Origin of the sequence: Parabacteroides sp. MSK.9.14, assembly GCF_019041495.1 — a bacterium.
Taxonomy (GTDB): Bacteria; Bacteroidota; Bacteroidia; order Bacteroidales; family Tannerellaceae; genus Parabacteroides; species Parabacteroides merdae.
The window spans coordinates 23945-44322 of sequence record NZ_JAHPXO010000016.1 but is presented as its reverse complement, the minus strand read 5'-3'; the positions used below and the strand labels follow the sequence as shown (position 1 = coordinate 44322).

General features: G+C 49.4%; 17 protein-coding genes and 1 riboswitch. Of the genes, 13 read left to right on the top strand and 4 right to left on the bottom strand.

Translation table 11 applies throughout. The features are described 5' to 3' along the window. Nucleotides 1-573: 573 nt before the first annotated feature. The 5 genes from aspT (at nt 574) to KTG12_RS10185 (ending at nt 9128) form a co-directional block, all read left to right on the top strand. Entirely contained in the window at nt 574-2274 is a 1701-nt protein-coding gene (aspT, locus tag KTG12_RS10205) for an aspartate-alanine antiporter (protein WP_005643731.1), read from the top strand. Nucleotides 2275-2331: 57 nt separating this feature from the next. Then, nucleotides 2332-3972 carry a bifunctional aspartate transaminase/aspartate 4-decarboxylase gene (locus tag KTG12_RS10200; protein WP_022322496.1) on the top strand — a complete coding sequence of 547 codons (1641 nt, stop codon included), beginning with the start codon at nt 2332-2334 and terminating at the stop codon, nt 3970-3972. A gap of 169 nt (nt 3973-4141) precedes the next feature. Beyond that, the gene (locus tag KTG12_RS10195) at nt 4142-6388 is read left to right on the top strand and encodes an aconitate hydratase (protein WP_155144043.1); all 2247 of its coding nucleotides are present in this window, start codon (nt 4142-4144) and stop codon (nt 6386-6388) included. Nucleotides 6389-6489: 101 nt separating this feature from the next. Continuing rightward, nucleotides 6490-7749, top strand: a complete 1260-nt coding sequence (icd, locus tag KTG12_RS10190; RefSeq protein ID WP_005639392.1) for an NADP-dependent isocitrate dehydrogenase — start codon at nt 6490-6492, stop codon at nt 7747-7749. A 35-nt stretch (nt 7750-7784) separates the two neighbouring features. Further along, nucleotides 7785-9128 carry a citrate/2-methylcitrate synthase gene (locus KTG12_RS10185; protein ID WP_055285068.1) on the top strand — a complete coding sequence of 448 codons (1344 nt, stop codon included), beginning with the start codon at nt 7785-7787 and terminating at the stop codon, nt 9126-9128. On the opposite strand, the gene KTG12_RS10180 is transcribed toward KTG12_RS10185, so the two are convergent. After that, a complete protein-coding gene (locus tag KTG12_RS10180; RefSeq protein ID WP_155144040.1) occupies nt 9125-9349 on the bottom strand; it encodes a hypothetical protein in 225 nt (74 codons plus the stop codon). The genes KTG12_RS10185 and KTG12_RS10180 overlap by 4 nt on opposite strands. Nucleotides 9350-9477: 128 nt before the next feature. Between KTG12_RS10180 and KTG12_RS10175 the strand changes: the two genes are divergently transcribed. The 3 genes from KTG12_RS10175 to KTG12_RS10165 all read left to right on the top strand — a co-directional run bounded on the left by KTG12_RS10175 (nt 9478) and on the right by KTG12_RS10165 (nt 11078). Then, entirely contained in the window at nt 9478-9654 is a 177-nt protein-coding gene (locus tag KTG12_RS10175; RefSeq protein WP_005639397.1) for a DUF4250 domain-containing protein, read from the top strand. A 234-nt stretch (nt 9655-9888) separates the two neighbouring features. Continuing rightward, entirely contained in the window at nt 9889-10239 is a 351-nt protein-coding gene (locus KTG12_RS10170) for a DUF6565 domain-containing protein (protein WP_155144039.1), read from the top strand. Nucleotides 10240-10259: 20 nt separating this feature from the next. Then, on the top strand, nt 10260-11078 hold the full coding sequence (locus KTG12_RS10165) for an alpha/beta hydrolase family protein (protein ID WP_005639402.1): 819 nt from the start codon (nt 10260-10262) through the stop codon (nt 11076-11078). Between the two features lie 86 nt (nt 11079-11164). Here the strand turns inward: KTG12_RS10165 and KTG12_RS10160 are convergent, their stop codons facing one another. Together KTG12_RS10160 and KTG12_RS10155 are read right to left on the bottom strand one after the other, a co-directional pair. Continuing rightward, nucleotides 11165-12832: a formate--tetrahydrofolate ligase gene (locus KTG12_RS10160; RefSeq protein ID WP_119216377.1), complete on the bottom strand. Its 1668-nt coding sequence runs from the start codon at nt 12830-12832 to the stop codon at nt 11165-11167. A gap of 81 nt (nt 12833-12913) precedes the next feature. Beyond that, the gene (locus KTG12_RS10155) at nt 12914-13612 is read right to left on the bottom strand and encodes a precorrin-2 C(20)-methyltransferase (RefSeq protein WP_005649923.1); all 699 of its coding nucleotides are present in this window, start codon (nt 13610-13612) and stop codon (nt 12914-12916) included. Nucleotides 13613-13799: 187 nt separating this feature from the next. On the opposite strand from KTG12_RS10155, the gene KTG12_RS10150 reads away from it, so the two are divergent. The 5 genes from KTG12_RS10150 (at nt 13800) to KTG12_RS10130 (ending at nt 18480) form a co-directional block, all read left to right on the top strand. After that, nucleotides 13800-14159, top strand: coding sequence for a hypothetical protein (locus KTG12_RS10150; protein ID WP_138273237.1), 360 nt, complete (start codon nt 13800-13802; stop codon nt 14157-14159). A gap of 43 nt (nt 14160-14202) precedes the next feature. After that, a riboswitch (cobalamin riboswitch) is annotated at nt 14203-14404 on the top strand. A gap of 55 nt (nt 14405-14459) precedes the next feature. Then, nucleotides 14460-15620, top strand: coding sequence for an ABC transporter substrate-binding protein (locus tag KTG12_RS10145; RefSeq protein WP_022322506.1), 1161 nt, complete (start codon nt 14460-14462; stop codon nt 15618-15620). Between the two features lie 9 nt (nt 15621-15629). Then, nucleotides 15630-16667 (top strand): iron ABC transporter permease, encoded by a 1038-nt coding sequence (locus tag KTG12_RS10140; RefSeq protein ID WP_022322507.1) that lies wholly within the window; start codon nt 15630-15632, stop codon nt 16665-16667. Further along, a complete protein-coding gene (locus KTG12_RS10135) occupies nt 16667-17674 on the top strand; it encodes an ABC transporter ATP-binding protein (protein WP_046452347.1) in 1008 nt (335 codons plus the stop codon). Before KTG12_RS10140 ends, KTG12_RS10135 begins: the two co-directional genes overlap by 1 nt. Nucleotides 17675-17805: 131 nt before the next feature. Further along, nucleotides 17806-18480 carry a hypothetical protein gene (locus tag KTG12_RS10130; RefSeq protein ID WP_005649919.1) on the top strand — a complete coding sequence of 225 codons (675 nt, stop codon included), beginning with the start codon at nt 17806-17808 and terminating at the stop codon, nt 18478-18480. On the opposite strand, the gene cbiD is transcribed toward KTG12_RS10130, so the two are convergent. Further along, a complete protein-coding gene (cbiD, locus tag KTG12_RS10125) occupies nt 18481-20325 on the bottom strand; it encodes a cobalt-precorrin-5B (C(1))-methyltransferase CbiD (RefSeq protein ID WP_138273236.1) in 1845 nt (614 codons plus the stop codon). It lies immediately after the preceding gene. Nucleotides 20326-20378: the final 53 nt, after the last annotated feature.

The following is a 20378-nucleotide window of genomic DNA, read 5'->3' as shown; positions in this document are numbered from 1 at the left end:
TTGCTTGTATGTGTCTGTATATAAGTATATTATAAATGATATAAACGATAAACACCCTATTCCCATCCCTACAAATCACTCGATTATTTTATGTAAAAACGGCTATAAAATAGGTAAAACCGGGTGGTTTTCATTGCTCGGCAAGGTACTTTAGTTGCCGGACATCCCCATGTTGCCATCCTTTACATCCGGGTGTACCGGCTCCCTACACCCGGATGTAAAGGATGGCAACATGGGGGTGTTTACGGAATTATGTGCTTGTTTCATAAACAAAAATGCCATGTTTCAGAAGTGATAGAGGAGTGATACAGGAAAACGTCCTGTATCACTCCTCTAACGCTTGAATGTTAATAGCTACAACCTTCTTAGTGATAGAGTGATAGAGGATTTGTAGAAAACTTCGTATGAAGATCACAACCTTGGAAAATTTTGATGCGGTTGTCCTAAAAGATGGATAATATGTTTTGATATACCAACTATAAATTTAACTCCGGTTTCAGTCGGTTTAACACAACAACTCTTTCGTCTGCCGTGTTTCATTATCAATTTTATTAACGCCAAAAAAATAGATATATGGAATGGTTTGCCAATTTGCTCCGGCATTACCCGGAGCTTGCTATCTTTCTCACGCTGGCTTTCGGCTTCTGGATCGGTAAATTCAAGATTAAAAAGTTCACGTTAGGAACGGTAACCAGCGTCTTGCTGGTCGGTGTATTGATCGGACAATTGCATATCGATATCGGAGCTCCGTTGAAATCGGTATTTTTTCTGATGTTCTTGTTTGCCGTAGGGTATAGTGTCGGTCCGCAATTCTTCCGAGGATTGAAAAAAGAGGGATTGCCACAGGTATTGTTTGCCGTCGTGATGTGCCTGTTCTGCCTGTTGGCCCCGTTTGTGCTGGCAAAGATCATGGGCTATTCTGCCGGAGAGGCAGCCGGTCTGTTGGCAGGTTCGCAGACGATATCAGCCGTACTCGGTGTGGCTGAAGATACGATTAACCAATTAGGAATACCGGTGGCAGATAAAACGGATATGATCAATGTCATGCCGGTAGCCTATGCCGTCTCTTATATTTTCGGTACGGCTGGTTCCGCTTGGATCATGAGTGATATTGCTCCCCGTCTGTTGGGAGGGATCGAATCGGTCAAGAAAGCCTGTCGCGAACTGGAAGCCAAAATGGGTTCGGACGACGAAAGCGAGCAACCCGGCTTCATGCCTGCCGCCCGTCCGATCACGTTCCGCGCCTACAAGATTAACAATGGCTGGTTCGGCGCGGGAAAGACCGTGAAAGAGCTGGAAGATTATTTGGAGGGACAAGGAAGACGCCTTTTCGTCGAACGGGTCCGTATCGATGGTGTGATTCGGGATGCGAAATCCGACCAAATGCTTTTGAAAGGAAACGAAGTCGTGCTCAGCGGACGTCGTGAATTTGTGATCGGAGAGGAGGACTGGATCGGCGATGAAGTAAATGATATCGAATTGTTGGACTTTCCGGCCGAAACCCTGCCCGTATTGATCTCCCGCAAAGAATATGCAGGCATGACAGTCGCTAAACTACGCAAATTACCAGTTATGCACGGTGTCAGTATCAAGAGCATCAAACGTGCTGGTATCAACATTCCGGTTTTAGCCGCGACGACGATCGATCCCGGCGACATGTTGGAGTTGGTTGGTACAAAATTGGAGGTGAATGCGGCTGCCGATACATTAGGCTATGCCGACCGCCCGACGAACCAGACGGATATGATTTTCGTCGGCCTCGGAATTTTTCTCGGAGGTGTCGTGGGGGCCTTAGCGATCCATTTAGGAGGTGTACCTATCAGCTTGAGTACGAGTGGAGGGGCATTGATTGCTGGATTGGTCTTCGGCTGGTTGCGTTCCAAGCATCCGACTTTCGGACGAATTCCGGAACCATCCCTTTGGGTGTTGAACAACGTCGGGTTGAACATGTTCATCGCCGTTGTCGGTATTACGGCCGGACCGAGCTTTGTCACCGGCTTGAAGGAGGTCGGCGTCAGCCTCTTCTTCATCGGTGCGTTGGCTACCGCTATCCCATTGATCGTCGGTGTGCTGTTGGGAAGATATGTCTTTAAGTTCCACCCGGCCATTACGTTGGGCTGTACATCCGGAGCGCGTACGACCACAGCAGCTTTGGGTGCTGTGGAAGATGCCGTTGAGAGCCAGACACCCGCATTAGGCTATACGGTGACATACGCGGTCGGTAATACCCTGTTGATCATTTGGGGAGTCGTGATCGTCCTCTTGATGACCTGAAGGGTATTGGAAGCATTGTTTTTATATACTCATTATATTCAATTAAGTTATTTCTCTATGACACACAAAATCACTCGTGAATACGAAAAGAAAATGTCAGAAATCAGTCCTTTCGAACTGAAAAATATCCTGATAGACCTTGCGGACGAAAGCGCCCGTAAGAGTACGCATATCATGCTGAACGCAGGGCGTGGCAATCCGAACTGGATCAGTACTGTACCCCGCGAAGCCTTTTTCCTGCTCGGCCAGTTCGGACTGGAAGAATGCGCCCGTTCCTCCGAATATGGCGAGGAAATGGTCGGACTGGCCGGTATCCCCGAAAAGAAACGTATCGCCACCCGTTTCACGCAATTCCTGATGAAGCACGCCGGCTCTCCCGGTATGGCACTGCTGAAAGACACCTACGATTATCTTGTGAATGAGAAAGGAGTCGATGAGAACGACCTCGTATACGAATGGGCGGAAGGCGTCATCGGGGACCAGTATCCCGTTCCCGACCGCATCCTGAAATATACGGAAGTATTGGTCGAAGACTACCTGAAGCAGGAATTGTGCGACAACCGCCCGCCCAAAGGGAAGTTCGATCTCTTTGCTACCGAAGGGGGAACCGCCGCGATGTGCTATATATTCGATTCTCTGCAACAAAATTTCCTTCTTGGTAAAGGTGACAAGATCGTCCTGTTCGCCCCGGTATTCACTCCTTATATAGAGATACCGGAACAAGCCCGCTACTTGTTCGATGTAACCGAAATCCACGCTTGTAAAATGACAAAAGACGGCTATCATACCTGGCAGTACAAGGAAGAAGACCTGGACATTCTGAAAGACCCTTCTGTCAAGGCCGCCTTTATCGTCAATCCGAGCAATCCGCCTTCGTACGGTTTGACAGATGGTTTGATGAAACGTATTGTAGATATCGTACGTAATGACAATCCGAACCTGATGATCATTACCGATGATGTCTATGCGACCTACATTCCCCATTTCCGTTCGATCATGGCGGAATTGCCGGAGAACACCCTCTGCGTCTATTCCTTCTCCAAATATTTCGGAGCGACAGGCTGGCGCCTGGCCGTTGTCGCGTTGCACGAAGAGAATATATACGACCGGATGCTGAAGGAATTGCCGGCAGAGCGGAAAGAGCAGTTGAACGAACGCTATAGCAGTATTTCGCTCCATCCAGAGGAAATCCGTTTCATCGACCGTATGGTTGCCGACAGCCGTCAGGTCGCCTTGAACCATACCGCCGGGCTTTCGCTGCCGCAACAGACGCAAATGGCGCTCTTTGCCTCCTTCTCCCTGCTGGATCGCGAGAATGCTTATAAGGCGAAGATGCAGCAGATCATTCACGACCGCCTTCATACGCTTTGGGAAAGCACCGGTTTCACATTGCTCGACGATCCGTTGCGTGCCGGCTACTATAGCGAGATTGATATGTTGGTCTGGGCGAAGAAATTTTACGGAGATGATTTCGTTGTCTACTTACAGGAAAATTACGAGCCGGTAGACGTCGTGTTCCGCCTGGCACAAGAAACTTCACTGGTATTGCTCAACGGTGGCGGATTCGATGCGCCAGAGTGGTCCATCCGCTGTTCGCTAGCCAATCTGAAACGTGAAGATTATGTCCGTATCGGAGAAGGAATCGCTTCCATTTTGCACAGCTATGCGGATAAATGGAAAGAATCGTTGAAGGAATAAACAAAGCCTTTGAACAAAACGGGCTCCCGCTACGTTCTATTATTGAACGTATAGGGACCCGTTCTCATAGATACCCTTTATCAGCCGATAGAAATTATTGAATAAAAGGTATTTATATAAATACTATTTTTATCCCATCCTACATTGCTAACTAATAAAAAGAATAGATATGGTGTACGACATTGACATGCTGAGAAGCTTTTATTCTAATTTCCCGAAGCGGGTGGATGCAGCTCGCGAACAGGTTGGCCGTCCGTTGACCCTGGCTGAAAAAATATTATATGCACATTTGTATGAAGAATCGGACATCTGTCCTTTTCGCCGTGGTGAAGATTATGTGAATTTCCGTCCTGACCGTGTCGCGATGCAGGATGCGACCGCGCAGATGGCGTTGCTTCAGTTCATGAATGCAGGAAAATCCAAATCGGCCGTTCCTGCCACCGTGCATTGCGATCACTTGATCCAAGCGAATATGGGAGCTAAGACGGATATCGCAACAGCTACGCAGAGCAATAGCGAGGTCTATGATTTCCTAAAATCCGTTTCCGACAAGTACGGTATCGGTTTCTGGAAACCGGGAGCCGGCATTATCCATCAGGTAGTGCTTGAGAACTATGCTTTTCCCGGCGGTATGATGATTGGTACGGACTCGCATACGCCAAATGCGGGTGGTCTGGGGATGATTGCCATCGGTGTAGGCGGCGCTGACGCTGTGGATGTGATGACAGGTATGGAATGGGAGTTGAAAATGCCGAAACTGATAGGTGTAAAACTGACTGGTAGCCTGAGCGGATGGGCATCTCCGAAGGACGTGATCTTGAAACTGGCAGGAATCCTCACTGTGAAGGGTGGGACGAATGCCATCATCGAATATTTCGGTCCCGGTGCCGCATCCTTGTCTGCGACGGGGAAAGCGACGATCTGTAATATGGGAGCCGAGGTGGGTGCCACGACTTCCCTTTTCCCGTTCGATCTGAACATGGCCACTTATTTGCGTGCTACGGGACGTGATGATGTGGCCGAGTGGGCAACAGCCGTTTCCGACTATTTGGCAGCCGATATGGACGTGCAGGCTCAACCGGATTCTTTTTATGACCGTGTGATTGTAATCAATTTGTCCGAATTGGAACCGCATATCAATGGCCCGTTCACGCCGGATGCGGCAACGCCTATTTCCGAATTTGCTACCAAAGTGAAGGAGAATGGTTGGCCCCGCAAGATGGAAGTTGGACTGATCGGTTCTTGTACGAACTCGTCCTACCAGGATTTGAGCCGTGCCGCTTCAATTGCCCGCCAGGCAGCCGAAGACAAGATACCGGTGGCAGCTCCGCTGATTATCAACCCCGGCTCCGAACAGATACGCTATACGGCCGAACGGGACGGTATCCTCGGAGATTTCGAGCAAATTGGCGCGACAGTTATGGCCAACGCCTGCGGTCCGTGTATCGGGCAATGGAAACGGCATACCGACGACAATACGCGCAAAAACTCCATTGTTACCTCCTTTAACCGTAATTTCGCCAAACGAGCAGACGGCAATCCGAACACGCATGCCTTTGTTGCTTCCCCGGAACTGACGCTCGCGCTGACCATCGCCGGAGACCTTTGTTTCAACCCACTGACTGATACACTGAAAACCGCCGACGGCCGCGAAGTGAAACTGAAAGAACCGGAAGGCACCGACTTCCCGCCGAAAGGATTCGAAGTGAAAGACAACGGGTATGTTGCCCCGACGGGGAAGGACGCCGAAGTGGTAATCAATCCCGGCTCCAACCGTTTACAGGTCTTGAAGCCTTTCGCCGCTTGGGACGGCAAAGAGCTGATCGAAATGCCGCTGTTGCTGAAGGCTGAAGGCAAATGTACGACCGACCATATCTCGATGGCTGGTCCGTGGCTTCGCTTCCGCGGCCATTTGGAGAATATTTCGGACAATATGTTGATGGGGGCTGTGAATGCTTTCAACGGCAAGACAAACAGCATATTGAACCAGCTGAACGGCAAGTATGAGGCTGTGTCAGCCGTCGCCAAACAGTATAAGGCAAAGGGAATTTCATCTATCGTCGTAGCAGAAGAAAATTATGGTGAGGGATCGTCTCGCGAACATGCCGCTATGGAGCCTCGTTTCCTGAATGTAAAAGTGATCCTTGCCAAAAGCTTCGCCCGCATCCATGAAACGAACCTGAAAAAGCAGGGTATGCTTGCCCTCACTTTTGCCGATAAGGATGATTATAAGAAAGTACGCGAGGAAGACAAGATTTCGATTGTCGGCTTGAAAGAGTTCGCCCCCGGAAAGCCGCTGACGGCAATCCTTTACCATGCCGACGGCACAGAAGAATCGTTCGCGGTGAATCATACCTATAATGAGTTGCAGATAAAATGGTTTAAAGCGGGAGCAGCGTTGAATGCAGCCCGATGATAAATTATTGATTTATGGGCGAATTAAAACTGTCCTGTTCCCGCACTTGACGCGGGAACAAGGCTGTTAAATCATCATTTGTAAAAATAAAGAATAAGATTATGAATAAGATAACAAAACAAAACGGGACCCTCCTTGTCCCCGATAAAGTCGTCATTCCCTTTATAGAGGGAGATGGAGTAGGTGCGGAGATTACACCAGTTTGCCAGCGTATTGTCGATGAAGCGGTAGGCAGGGCGTATGGCGGCCAGCGAGTGATCGAATGGAAGGAAGTATTGGCAGGCGAAAAAGCCTTCAAGCAGACCGGCAGTTGGTTGCCCGACGAGACGATGGAGGCTTTCCGCGAATATATGATCGGGATCAAAGGCCCGCTGACAACGCCTATCGGCGGTGGCATCCGTTCGTTGAACGTCGCACTCAGGCAGACCCTCGACCTCTATGTCTGCCTCCGTCCGGTACGTTGGTTCCGTGGAGTTGTGACACCTGTCAAAGAGCCGGAAAAAGTTGATATGTATATCTTCCGCGAGAATACTGAAGATATCTATGCCGGCATCGAATGGCAGCAAGGGACGTCCGAAGCTCGCAAATTCCTCAAGTTCCTGACGGAAGAGATGGGTGTGACGAAGGTGCGTTTTCCCGAAACTTCATCCTTCGGCGTGAAACCCGTTTCGGTCGAAGGTACGGAACGTCTCGTTCGCGCTGCCATCGAATTTGCTTTGGCTAACCGCTTGCCCAGTGTCACGTTGGTGCATAAGGGAAACATCATGAAGTTTACGGAAGGCGGCTTCAAACTGTGGGGATATGCGTTGGCCGAACGTGAATTCCCCGATAAGACTTTTACGTGGCCCCAGTATGAGAAGATCAAAAAGGAAAAAGGAGAGGATGCCGCCGCTACCGCTCTGTTGGATGCCGAAGCTGCCGGAAAGGTCGTCATCAAAGATGTGATTGCCGACGCTTTCCTTCAGAACACCCTCCTTGTGCCGGAAGAATATTCGGTGATTGCCACGCTGAATCTCAATGGTGATTATGTCTCCGACCAGTTGGCGGCTATGGTTGGCGGTATCGGTATCGCGCCGGGAGCCAACATCAACTACGACAGCGGCTATGCGATCTTCGAGGCGACACATGGGACGGCACCCAACATTGCCGGCAAGAACGTCGTGAATCCCTGCTCGCTTTTACTTTCTTCCGTCATGATGCTCGAATATATGGGATGGAACGAGGCCGGTCGGCTGATAACCGCCGCACTCGAACACGCTTTCTCCGAAGGGAAGGCCACTCGTGACTTGGCCCGCTTTATGCAGAATGGACAGCCTCTCGGCACTAAGGAGTTTGGTGAATATGTCATGTCGATCTTGTAACGGCATAGGAGTTGAATAAATTAAAATTTACTGTCATGAAAAAAGAATATATTATTTATAAATTGTCCGATGCATCCAAAGAAGCATGCAAGATCGACAACGAACTGTTCCCAATGTATAATGTGAAGCGTGGGCTTCGTAACGAAGACGGTACAGGAGTGTTGGTCGGACTGACGAAGGTTGGTAACGTGGTGGGTTACGAGCGTCTGCCTGAAGGCGGACTGAAAGCGATCCCTGGAAAACTGTTTTACCGCGGATACGATGTGGAAGACATCGCACACGGGTTGATCAAGGAGAAACGTTTCGGTTTCGAAGAGGTCGCTTACCTGCTTTTGTCCGGTAAATTGCCAGATAAAGAAGAACTGGCAGGTTTCAAGGAACTGATCTGCGACAATATGCCGCTCGAACAGAAGACGAAGATGAACATCCTGGATCTGGAGGGACAGAACATCATGAACATCCTGGCCCGTAGCGTCCTCGAAATGTACACGTTCGATCCGAACCCCGATGATACCTCTCGCGACAACTTGATGCGCCAGTCGATCGAGCTGATCTCACGTTTCCCGACCATCATCGCCTATGCTTACAACATTTACCGACATAGCCAGCAAGGTCGTTCGCTGCATATCCGCCACCCGCATGAAAATCTTTCGATCGCCGAAAACTTCCTTCATATGCTGAAAAAAGATTTTACCGATCTGGAAGCTCGTACGCTTGACTTACTGCTTGTTCTCCAGGCCGAACATGGAGGAGGTAACAACTCGACGTTCACAGTCCGCGTGACCAGCTCGACCGGTACGGATACCTATTCTTCCATAGCCGCCGGTATCGGTTCGCTGAAAGGTCCGTTGCACGGGGGAGCCAATATCCAGGTGGTTGATATGTTCCATCATCTGAAAGAAAACATAGCCGACTGGAAAAATGTAGACGAGATAGATACCTATTTCATGCGGATGCTGAACAAGGAAGCCTATAACAAGACCGGCCTGATCTACGGTATCGGACACGCTGTCTATACGATTTCCGATCCCCGCGCCGTCGTCTTGAAAGAACTGGCACGTGATCTCGCGAAAGAAAAAGGGCGTGAAGAGGAATTTGCTTTCCTCGAATTGCTCGAATCACGTGCCATCGAGTGTTTCGCCAAGCATAAAGGGACGAAGAAACGCGTTTCCTCGAACGTTGATTTCTATTCCGGTTTCGTGTATGAAATGATCGGATTGCCGCAGGAAATCTATACACCTCTGTTCGCGATGGCACGTATCGTCGGATGGACCGCCCACCGCATCGAAGAGTTGAACTTCGATGGCAAGCGCATCATCCGTCCGGCCTACAAGAACGTCCTCGAAGAGCAGTCGTATCTCCCTATTGCAGACCGCTAATACCGGTTGGGCCTGCGAACTCCGCAATTCCCCTGATTATGATAATGACCCCGACAGCCCATTTTCCATGCGGCAGTCGGGGTTTGCTGTTTTTCCGTCTTGTCGTCCGAGTGGCTGTCCTCTTTTTGCAGGACGGTTCTGGTGATGTTTTCGCGGAACAACTTATCACGATAGGTGATATTGAATTTAATTTCTTTTGAACCTCCTGTACAGTGTTCCATCTGGTGATTTCCGGATTAGTTGCTTTCAAAAGAAAGTCGGATACAAATGTCTGTTTTTTTAAATCGGGAAGGCGAGATTATGGAATAAGCCATTATCTTTGCACCTGATTTAGAAAAAATGATGAACTATGACACTTCCGGAAGATCCGATGATGCTTTTCAGCTTCATCAATATGAAATTACGTGATAATTATTCTTCTCTTGATGAACTGTGTGACGATATGCATCTTCAAAAAGAGATGCTTGTCCAGAAACTGAAGAGTGCAGGATTCGAGTATAGCCAAGAGAATAACAAGTTTTGGTAATCGATGGAAGGAGATGACGTCCATTTGAAAAGTTGACTTGTCTCCATATGCCATGGCAGCGATGAAAAGCGAAGAAAAAGATGACCTGTTATTCTGAAAAAGTAAATTGTTGTTTGCAAGGCTGCCGATAGAAGATTGTTGATTGTGATTTTGGTGCAGTTGCCCTGAAGTCCTGCTGTATAGTGTAAGATTTATTCGTATATTTGCTATCATTGTAATAAAAATAAAAAAGATATGAAAACAAGATTGATGATGTTTGTGGCGGTTATCGCCTTGTTTGTTTTTAATGGTTGCAGCGATTCCAAAGAATCGTATGTGAAAGATTTCAAGAAGTTTATCGAAAAGGTGGAAGCAGCCGGAAGCGATTATACAGAAGAAGACTGGAAGAAAGCCGATGAAAAGTTCGAAACTTTTACTGGTGACCGTTATGAGAAGTTCAGTTCCGAACTGACAATAGATGAGCAGATAGAGATTACCAAACTGAAAGCAACCTATGTAACCCGTAGAGGACTTTCGAATTTGAAGAACGGAGTTGACAAGCTCCTCGACAGCGATATACTTAAAATGGAAAAGAACAAAAAATAGCGTTTATAGAGTCTGATACCATGAAACTTAAATTATCCATTTTAGCTCTTTTTATCCTGGTTGCCATATCGGTGAAGGGGGCAGTTGTCGATACGTTGGCCGTTTACAGTGAGGCGATGAAAAAGAATGTCCAAGTCGTTGTCGTTTCTCCGGAGAATAATCATGTGCCGAAACCGGTTGTCTACCTGTTGCACGGATATGGAGGAAATGCGAAAACCTGGCTTTCCATGAAGCCGGAGTTGAAAGATATTGCAGATCGCGACGGCCTGATCTTTGTCTGTCCCGATGGCAAGAATAGTTGGTATTGGGACAGCCCGAAAGATCCGTCCTACCGTTATGAGACATTCGTTTCCTCCGAATTAGTCAAATATATCGATTCTGAATATTCGACAGTGAAAGATCGTTCCGGTCGTGCTATTACTGGGTTGAGCATGGGCGGACACGGAGCCATGTGGCTATCTTTTCGTCATAAGGATGTGTTTGGTGCGGCCGGTAGTACGAGTGGCGGAGTCGATATCCGACCGTTCCCCAATAATTGGGAGATGAACAAGCTGCTCGGAAACGAGAGCGACAATCAGGAGGTTTGGAACACTCATACGGCAATCATGCAAATTGACCGTATCAAGAACGGTGAACTGGCTATTATCTTCGATTGCGGTTACAGCGATTTCTTTTTCGAAGTGAATAACGACTTCCATAAGAAGCTGCTGAAATATAAGATCGACCATGATTTCCTTGTTCGTCCTGGATCACATAACGGTGAATACTGGAAGAACTCGATCGACTACCAAATCCTGTTCTTTAAGAAATTTTTCGATAAAAACAAGGGAAAGAATTAGGCTGGTATAGCCTAGTATCAAAACACCGGTGATTCGTTTTCAAAACACCGGTGTTTTGCATATATAGGGATATGGTGGCTTGTCTTTTAGCTCAACCCTTCAATCACGCCGTCCACGATGTCGATACGTTTTGCCTGCGGGTCTTTCGGCAGTCCCGGCATGCGCATGATCTCGCCCATGATGACAACGATCATCTCTGCACCGTTGTTGATGATGATATCGCGCACTTTCAACTCGAAATTCTTGGCTACCCCGTAGGCTTTCGGATCGGAAGAGAACGAATACTGCGTCTTGGCGATGCAGATCGGATAGTGGGAGATTCCGAGACTTTCGATCTGCTTGATTTTCTTGTCCGCCAATGTCGTATAGACAACAGAGGCTGCTCCATAGATCTGTTCGGACACCTTTTTTATCTTGCTACGGATAGGTTCGTCGTCCTCGTAGATGTATTTTAGCGGGGTGGAAGGTTTCTTTTCGATCGTGTCGACCACCAGTTTCGCGAGTTCGGCACCTCCTTCGCCACCGGCAGCAAATACGTTGTTCATACAGAAACCAACACCGATCTCGCGGCAATGTTCTGCGACCAGTGCGATTTCCTCGTCCGTATCGGATGCGTACCTGTTGAAAGTCACGATCACTTCCTGGCCGAAGCGTTTCATGTTCTCGACATGTTTGTCCAGATTCTCGAAACCGTTTTTCATCCCTTCGATATTCTGTTCCTTGATCTTGTTTTCCGGTACGCCTCCATGCAGCTTCAAGCTCTGGGCTGTCGCCACGATAACTGTCAGTTTCGGTGTCAGTCCGGCTTTGCGGCATTTGATGTCGAAGAACTTTTCAGCTCCTAGGTCGGCACCGAAGCCAGCCTCTGTAATGACGTAATCGCCATACGTCAGCGCCATCTTGGTCGCCAGAACGGAGTTGCAGCCGTGTGCGATGTTGGCGAATGGGCCTCCGTGTACGAATGCGGCCGTGTTTTCGGTTGTTTGCACCAGGTTGGGCAGGAGAGCGTCTTTCAGCAATACCGTGATCGCTCCGGCCACACCGAGATCGTTTACAGTGAAAGGCTTGTCATCGTTCGTATATCCCAACAGGATGTTGCCGATACGGCGTTTCAAGTCTTCGATGTCCGTTGCCAGGCAAAGGATCGCCATGATTTCCGAAGCGGGTGTGATGTCAAAACCTGTCTCCGTCGGTACACCGTTGGCCGATCCGCCCAAGCCGGAAACAATGTTGCGCAGGCTGCGGTCGTTCACGTCTAGTACGCGTTTCCATTTGATTTCTTTCAGACCTTCACAGGTATTACGCGTCTGGTAGATGTAATTGTCCAGCAATGCCGTGATCATATTGTGGGCAGAAGTAACCGCATGGAAATCCCCCGTAAAATGCAGGTTGATGTTTTCCATCGGCAACACCTGCGAGTATCCGCCTCCGGCAGCTCCGCCCTTCATGCCGAAGCATGGACCCAATGATGGTTCGCGCAAGGCAACGACCGCCTTTTTACCGATTTTGTTCAATCCTAAAGCCAGCCCGATTGAAACGGTCGTCTTACCGATACCCGCTTTCGTAGGAGTGATGGCTGTAACCAGGATAAGATTGTGTTGTCTGATCTTCTCTTCGTCGATCAGATGGATAGGTATCTTGGCGATGTATCTGCCGTAATTCTGAACTTCTTCACGAGGGATACCTAATCCGGTCGCGATTTCTTTTATCTTGCGCAGAGAAACCTCTCTTGCAATTTCTATGTCTGATTTCATGTCTTATGTGAGTTTAAGTGGAAAACAAAAGTAAATATATTTTTGTATAATAACAAAATGAAAAGTCTGGTAGTTTAGATACTATTGGATGATCATAAGGGAAAAGTATGGGAATATTTTCCTCTGGATTTGTTTCCGGTCGGAGGTGTAAAACTCTTCTCCGGTCCCGACATTCTCAAAATAATGGAAGTTCGTTTCCGGATGCAACCGGATGCAGGTATGGACGGCCTCCACACATTGGGACAGCTTCATGATGACGATCACATTACCGGTCTTGATCTTTTTCGACAATTCTTCCGCCGTCAGCATTCCGGGTATGACGATGATTTGTTCTTCCTGCTTGACAATATGCAAGCCGGCTAAAGCACCCGCTGCAATGAAAGCTGGTATTCCGGCGGTTCGTTCCACTTCGATGCGGTTCTCTTTGAATTTGTCGTATATATACTGTATGGAAGAATAGAACCCTGCATCGCCTTCCGCCACAATGACCACCTTTTTCTCTTTATCCCTGGCGGATATGGCCTTTTCATACAAGGTATCGTAGACTTTCCAGACTTCGGTCCGGTCTTTGCTCATCGGGAGCGTGAAGAACTGGACTACAGATTTCTCGATTTCCAGTTCTTCGATAATACGGGCCGCACGGGAGAGTAGTTGTCCGCTTTTGCTTATGGTGGCGGGGCAATAGATGATATCGGCCTGTCGGAGTTTTTTCAAGCCTTTCAAGGTGATCAGTTCGGGGTCTCCCGGACCGAGCGATACGAAGCAGATGGGGTACGACATGTGCGTTAGAATTATTTGGTGCGCAAAAGTGAGGAAAATTGCGGAACTTTCCAAATCTGCATTCCACAATTGTGGGGATAATTTCCACACTGCCTTTTCCACAGCCCGCTTTTTATTCTTTGGCATGCAATTTGTACTTGATGGAACGATTAGAAAAAGGTAAATAGATTGTTTAAGATTTTAGGTTATGAAGAAGTTTGTATTGATGGTGGCTATGGTGGTTTCGTGTGTCTGTATGGCTCAAAACAGTCATGCGCAGACTGGACGGGATGGGAATACGGATATCGATATGTTGAGTATGAAAAATTTCTATGCGATCGATATCGTCGATGTGGACCTTGCCGCACAGGAAGCGATTTACGACGCTTATGAAAATTGCTTGATCAAAGAGGTGTACAAGTCGAATGGTAGCGGCAGCCCTATCCAGTATAAGGTCTCTCTCGAGACGACTGACCAGCGGAATCTGGTTGTCGCTTTCGACGAAAGCGGCCATGTGCTGAAAGTCATGCCGGAAGACGAATATCTGGCGGTTCGTAAGAAAAACTGATTTGTCTGCCACTTTTCTCTTGAAAGAAAAAGTAATATTATTATATTTGCCCTTTGAAACAGGTTTCCCTGTCCTCCTTACAGGACAGGGATGAAAAGGGAACCGGGTGGGAATCCCGGACAGACCACGCTGCTGTGAAACTTCGGTAACATACCGGCAATACTCAATGCCACTGATCGGGGGATCGGGAAGGTGTCCGGGGATGGAAGTAAGTCAGAAGACCTGCCGTTTCGGTTTTGAAGAGTCTCGTCCTCGTGGGGTGGACAACGCTCGCTCGGTTATAATAAAATAATATTGAATATGAAAAAATGCCTGGCAGGGTGCTGCCTGCTTATGTCGTTGTGTGTCGCATCCTCGTGTACGATCAAAAACAATCAATGGACCGATAAGGTGGAAACGACGGAAGAAAGCGCGTTTTCCGGTGTCCATATTGTACCCGAGTATGCCCGTGGTTTCGAATTATCCTATCGGAGCGGGTATGTCTTGCTGGATATCCAGGACCCGCAGAATGAGGAAAGTACGACTTTTCATTATGCGCTTGTCAGGAGAGGAACGAAACCGGCCGGCATCCCTGGATCGTATACTGTGATCGAGACACCCATCAGAAGTGTTATCTGTATGACATCTTTGCAGTTGTCCAATTTTATCGAGATGGGCGAACTGGACAAGGTCGTAGGGGTGACCAGTACCCGGCATCTGTTCAATAGGGAGATGAACGAACGTCTCAAGAGTGGGAAGACCGCCAAAATCGGCATAGAAGGGAATTTCGACAACGAGGTGATCATGAGTATGAACCCAGACCTGATCCTTGTTTCGCCTTTTAAACGGGGCGGATATGAGACCTTGAAGGATGTCGGTATCCCATTGATCCCACATTTAGGCTATAAGGAGATGACGCCGTTGGGACAGGCGGAATGGGTGAAGTTCGTCGGCCTGTTGGTGGGACAGGAGCAAAAGGCAAACGAGATATTCGACGCCATCGCGGCCCGTTACAATGAATTGAAGGAGCTGACGGCGGAGGGAAAAGTGAAGAAACGTCCAGTTGTGTTGAGCGGCGAGATGCGGGGCGGTAACTGGTATGCCGTAGGAGGGGAGAGCTTTCTCGCCCAACTTTTCAAGGACGCCGGTGCTGACTATTTCCTCAAAAACGACAAACGTTCGGGAGGTGTGACACTTGATTTCGAAACTGTCTACAACCAGGGTGACGAAGCCGATTACTGGCGCATTGTGAACAGCTATCCGGGTACGTTCAGCTATGAGGCATTGAAGGAGCAGGACCCGCGTTATGCCGATTTCCGTGCCTTCAGAGAGAAAGGGATCATCTATTGCAACATGAAAGATACGCCTTTTTACGAAAGTATGCCGACCGAGCCGGAAGTCGTACTGGCCGACCTGCTGCATATATTCCATCCGGACCTGCTGCCCGATCATACACCTGTTTATTATGCACGGCTCAAATAGGCTGCACGAATGAGACATTCCACTACTTTTCTGATGTCGCTCATCGTAGCGTCTATCCTGGTCCTGATGTTCCTGAATTTGGTGTTAGGATCGGTGTCTATCCCGTTGAAGTCTGTCTGGAACATTATTTGCGGACTGGGAGACGAGCCGGTGACCTGGCAGAATATCGTCTGGAAATCACGTCTTCCGCAGGCATTGACTGCTTTGGTGGCGGGAGCGGGCCTGGCGATAAGCGGCTTGCAGATGCAGACTGTTTTCCGGAATCCACTGGCGGGACCTTCTGTGCTGGGGATCAGCTCTGGTGCGAGCATGGGCGTGGCCTTTGTGGTACTGCTGAGCGGTAGCCTCGGAGGGGTTGCGCTTAGTAAATTGGGGTTTATGGGAGAAATTGCGCTTTCGATAGCAGCCGTGATCGGTTCGCTCTCGGTGATGGCGTTGATCGTATATGTGTCGCAGAAGGTGAAGGGGAACGTGACGCTGCTGATTATCGGCGTGATGATCGGCTACGTGGCGAATGCGGTGATCGGCGTGCTGAAGTTCTTCAGCGTGGAGGAGGATATTCGCGCCTATGTGATCTGGGGGTTAGGCAGCTTCTCACGTGTTTCCGGCAACCAGATGATGCTGTTTGTTGCGATCATGGCGATTCTGATCCCTTTGTCGTTCCTGTTGATCAAGACGTTGAACCTGATGCTGCTTGGCGACGGCTATGCCCGTAACTTGGGATTGAACATCAAGCGGGCACGTCTTTTGGTGATCACCTCGGCAGGAGTGCTGACGGCGATCGTGACGGCCTATTGTGGACCGGTCATCTTTCTTGGCCTGGCCGTCCCGCACCTGTGCCGGGCCATTTTTCAAACATCCGACCATAGGGTCCTGATGCCTGCCGTCCTGTTTGCCGGTGCCGCATTGGCACTCGTCTGCAACCTGGTTGCCCGGATGCCCGGCTTCGAAGGGGCTTTGCCGGTCAATTCGGTGACTGCCCTAATCGGTGCTCCGGTAGTGGCCTCCGTTCTATTCCGTAAACGTAAAAACGAACTGAACGAATGATGAGACAAGATACGATTCATATAAACGATCTCTCTATCGGTTATCGGACAAAAAACGATACCAAGTTGGTGGCGAGTCATATACAAGCCCGGATTTATAGCGGAGAATTAACCTGCCTCTTAGGGGCGAACGGAGTCGGGAAGTCGACGCTTCTGCGCACGCTGTCGGCTTTCCAGCAGAAGCTGGGAGGCGAGATCGCCGTCTTGGGACGTGATATGGACAGTTATTCGGACAAGGAACTGAGCACGACGATCGGTGTGGTCCTGACGGAGAAGTGTGACATCCGGAATATGTCCGTGCGGGAATTGGTCGAGATGGGACGCAGTCCCTACACCGGTTTCTGGGGACGGTTGGACAAGGAGGACAAGCAGGTCGTGGAAGAATCGATCGCCTTGGTACGGATTGAGAACCTGGCCTCCCGCATGGTGTACACCCTGTCGGACGGAGAACGGCAGAAGGTTATGATCGCCAAGGCACTGGCTCAGGAAACACCTGTTATCTTTCTGGACGAGCCGACCGCTTTCCTCGATTTTCCGAGCAAGGTGGAGATCATGCAATTGCTCCACCATCTGACGCGAAGCACGAACAAGACGATTTTCCTCTCCACGCACGATCTCGAACTGGCGCTCCAGATCGCCGACAAGATTTGGCTGATGGACCGGACGAACGGGATTACGCCTGGTACGCCCGAAGACCTCGCCCTGAGCGGCCACTTGAGCGGTTTCTTCGCCCGCAAGGGAATCGTGTTCGACACGGAGACCGGCTTGTTCCGCATCGATAACCGGTATTCGAAAGAAATACGCCTGATCGGGCATGGACAGAAATATGCGATGGTCCGCAAGGCACTCCAGCGGAACGGTATACGTGCCGATCGGCATGTGGAGTCGCCTGTATGGATCGAGACGGGCGATCTGTCTGTCGGTTCCGCATTCCTGATCCACCATCTTGACGGACGTACGCTGGCGGCCGATACCATAGAATCTCTCTTGCAGGAGCTTTCTGTTTGACAAAAAAGCCTAAAAGGAAAAACTTTTCCCACTTCATTTGTTATTTCTATCAAAGAAGAATAATAGAGTCCTCGGAGAAGCAATTGGTAAATTATCCTATACTTTCCGTAACTCGGATAAAATTAAATGATATGAGAAAGTATTTCCTTTATGCTTGCCTGTTGTTCGCTGGCGTGTTTACCGCTTGCGATAACGATGATTCGGACGGGATCGACCCCTCGATCCCTTTTTATCAGAATTTGGGTGTCGAATATAATGTTACGCAGAACCATACCCATATAGGAGCAAATTTCAATAAATATAACAGCGAAGGGGCCAATCTGCGCCTGCCGGCCAAAGGTATTCTCTTTAACGGAAAAGTGCCGGACTTTTTAGGAATGGGAGCTTATATGTATATGCTGTCGGAATCCGGGCTGGACCCGGTCACGTTCACCTTTTCCCGTTGGAAAGACCAGGTCTATACAAACAAGGCCTCTATCGACGATGTCGATCCAATCGCTCTTCCCGAATCCCTGACATCCGTCAAAGGCAATGGCGCAACCATTATCACTTGGGTAGGAAAGCCGATCGGGAAGGACGAGTATGTCCAGGTGCACCTGACCTACAGCGGCGGTGTTTATGATATCAACAATACGCAGGAAGGCGCGACCTCCATCACGCTAAACTTTACGAATCCGACTTCTGCCACCAAAGGAACCCTGTTCTTGAGCCGTGTCAGAGAACTTCCTTTACAGGAGAGCAACGGTGATGCGGGAGGAAAAATCGATGTCTCCTACGTGCAGAACAAGGATGTTACATTTGAATAATCACGCTTGAAAGGTTATTTTCCCACTTTCCGAAATCAGCAGAACGGATAGTTTCCCGTTGGGAAGCAAGGGGGTACAATGCTCTCGGCATTTCTGTAACAGAAGTGGGAAGAAACTTTGTTGTTCGGTCTTGCTGAACAGTTCCCATAGTTCTCTGGCCAGCGTCAGGGAATCTATTTTTTGTACGGACTCTGGTTTGCAACCCGCCTTTGCAGCCAATTCTTTCAGAAAGGCTTTGTTCATGACGACCTTTTTGCTGTGCGTATCCAGTGCTCCTTCCGCTAGTTTGACGGCTTTGCCAATCATGATTCCCATGACGACTTCGTCAAATTGCAGTTCGGCAGCTATTTTCAGTGTCTTTCCGATGAAGTTCCCGTAGTGCACAAACATTTGCGGAGGAAGTTCTTCCGACAGCCGTTCCGACAGGTAGCCTTTCAGGAAACGTTCACTTTTCGCTCCTGAGTTGATGACGAGGCGAGAACATCCTATTGCTTTTGCTACTTCGGCTTCTTTCCGGATCGAGGCGAGAAAGGCATCGTTCGAGAAAGGGCGTACGATGCCGGATGTCCCGATGATCGAGATTCCGCCGATGATTCCCAACTTCGGATTGAATGTCCGGGCAGCTAACTCTTTCCCTCCCGGAACGGAGATCGTGACGACCACCTCCTTTATCTTGCCGGACAGGCCGTTTTCCTCCAGTATTGTTGTCAATTCTCCAGTAATCAGACGGCGGGGAGTGGCGTTGATGGCTGGTCCTCCAATTTCGAGGCCGAGGCCGGGAAGCGTCACCGTTCCTACTCCTTCACCAGCCCGGAACAGGAAGGCGGGGGTAGGGGATTGCCCAGCCTGTAACTCGATACGGGCGATAACGGAACAGCCGTTTGTCACGTCCGGATCGTCGCCGGAGTCCTTTATAACCGTGCATAGGGCGGCGTTGTCCGCCCATTCGGTAGCGGCGACAGGGAGCATGATCTTTTCCCCGGAAGGGAGCGTGATGCAACTAACGGTTTGTTCCGTTCGGTTCAGGAGGGCGACTAAGGCGGCTTTGGCGGCAGCCGTAGCACATGTGCCGGTCGTGAAACCGCTCCGGAGCGGGAAGAAGCCGGGAGCGAGGCGTTCGATGGCTTTACGAAGTCCTTCCATGCCTTGCACAAAAGTGAAACTGTCAGGCAGGGGAGGGCGTTGTATGACATAAACGGGAATGCCGCAGGCTTGTGCTGCTTCGACCTTTTCCTTGAAATATCCGCTTTCCCCACTTTCCTTTGTCAGTACGGCATCTGGATGAAGCTGGTCCAGCAGCTTCTTCTCGTCTTCTCCTTCATGGAAAAAAATAATCCGTTCCTTTGGGAATCCGTCGGATTCAGCCAGCGAAAGAGACTCTTTCCGGTTCAGGATACGGAACCAGCAGGGCGTCTGCTCCCAGTAAGGACGCAGTTTCGCAATGGTCTTGACGCCTGTCAGGGCCAATAGGTTGCAGATCCCGTCCGCACGTAGGCGGTCGATGGCGGCGGCATAATCCGTGCACCATATCAACCGCTTGTCATGTGCGGGGTATTGCCTTTCCAACCGGACGACCGGAATCCGGAGACGGGAGGAAACCTTTGCAAGCGTCCGATGCAACCGGATGGCGAAAGGGTGGGCGGCATCGACTAGCAACGAGATTTTTTTCTCGCGGCAGAATTGTGCCATCTCTTCTTCGTCCATACCACCGGTGAGGCGAATGGCATGAACGGCTTCTATCGCCTGTTCGTTGCCGACCGTCGAGTAGTAGTAGGGTTTGCCAGCGCTCTCGACGACTTGTACAGCCTTGCGGCCTTCGGTTGTTCCTCCTAAGATCAGTATCATAATGCTTCTGTTGTTCTCTTGTCTTTACCGGTAATATCGCAGGGGGGCATCCT

Excerpts from the sequence above, each read along its gene's own strand:
- KTG12_RS10150 (WP_138273237.1), top strand. The coding sequence starts at position 13,800 with ATGAAGAAGTTTGTATTGATGGTGGCTATGGTGGTTTCGTGTGTCTGT.
- aspT (WP_005643731.1), top strand. The coding sequence starts at position 574 with ATGGAATGGTTTGCCAATTTGCTCCGGCATTACCCGGAGCTTGCTATC.
- KTG12_RS10180 (WP_155144040.1), bottom strand. The coding sequence starts at position 9,349 with ATGGAACACTGTACAGGAGGTTCAAAAGAAATTAAATTCAATATCACC.
- KTG12_RS10175 (WP_005639397.1), top strand. The coding sequence starts at position 9,478 with ATGACACTTCCGGAAGATCCGATGATGCTTTTCAGCTTCATCAATATG.
- KTG12_RS10160 (WP_119216377.1), bottom strand. The coding sequence starts at position 12,832 with ATGAAATCAGACATAGAAATTGCAAGAGAGGTTTCTCTGCGCAAGATA.
- KTG12_RS10130 (WP_005649919.1), top strand. The coding sequence starts at position 17,806 with ATGAGAAAGTATTTCCTTTATGCTTGCCTGTTGTTCGCTGGCGTGTTT.
- KTG12_RS10165 (WP_005639402.1), top strand. The coding sequence starts at position 10,260 with ATGAAACTTAAATTATCCATTTTAGCTCTTTTTATCCTGGTTGCCATA.
- icd (WP_005639392.1), top strand. The coding sequence starts at position 6,490 with ATGAATAAGATAACAAAACAAAACGGGACCCTCCTTGTCCCCGATAAA.
- KTG12_RS10170 (WP_155144039.1), top strand. The coding sequence starts at position 9,889 with ATGAAAACAAGATTGATGATGTTTGTGGCGGTTATCGCCTTGTTTGTT.
- KTG12_RS10185 (WP_055285068.1), top strand. The coding sequence starts at position 7,785 with ATGAAAAAAGAATATATTATTTATAAATTGTCCGATGCATCCAAAGAA.
- cbiD (WP_138273236.1), bottom strand. The coding sequence starts at position 20,325 with ATGATACTGATCTTAGGAGGAACAACCGAAGGCCGCAAGGCTGTACAA.
- KTG12_RS10195 (WP_155144043.1), top strand. The coding sequence starts at position 4,142 with ATGGTGTACGACATTGACATGCTGAGAAGCTTTTATTCTAATTTCCCG.
- KTG12_RS10145 (WP_022322506.1), top strand. The coding sequence starts at position 14,460 with ATGAAAAAATGCCTGGCAGGGTGCTGCCTGCTTATGTCGTTGTGTGTC.
- KTG12_RS10140 (WP_022322507.1), top strand. The coding sequence starts at position 15,630 with ATGAGACATTCCACTACTTTTCTGATGTCGCTCATCGTAGCGTCTATC.
- KTG12_RS10135 (WP_046452347.1), top strand. The coding sequence starts at position 16,667 with ATGAGACAAGATACGATTCATATAAACGATCTCTCTATCGGTTATCGG.
- KTG12_RS10200 (WP_022322496.1), top strand. The coding sequence starts at position 2,332 with ATGACACACAAAATCACTCGTGAATACGAAAAGAAAATGTCAGAAATC.
- KTG12_RS10155 (WP_005649923.1), bottom strand. The coding sequence starts at position 13,612 with ATGTCGTACCCCATCTGCTTCGTATCGCTCGGTCCGGGAGACCCCGAA.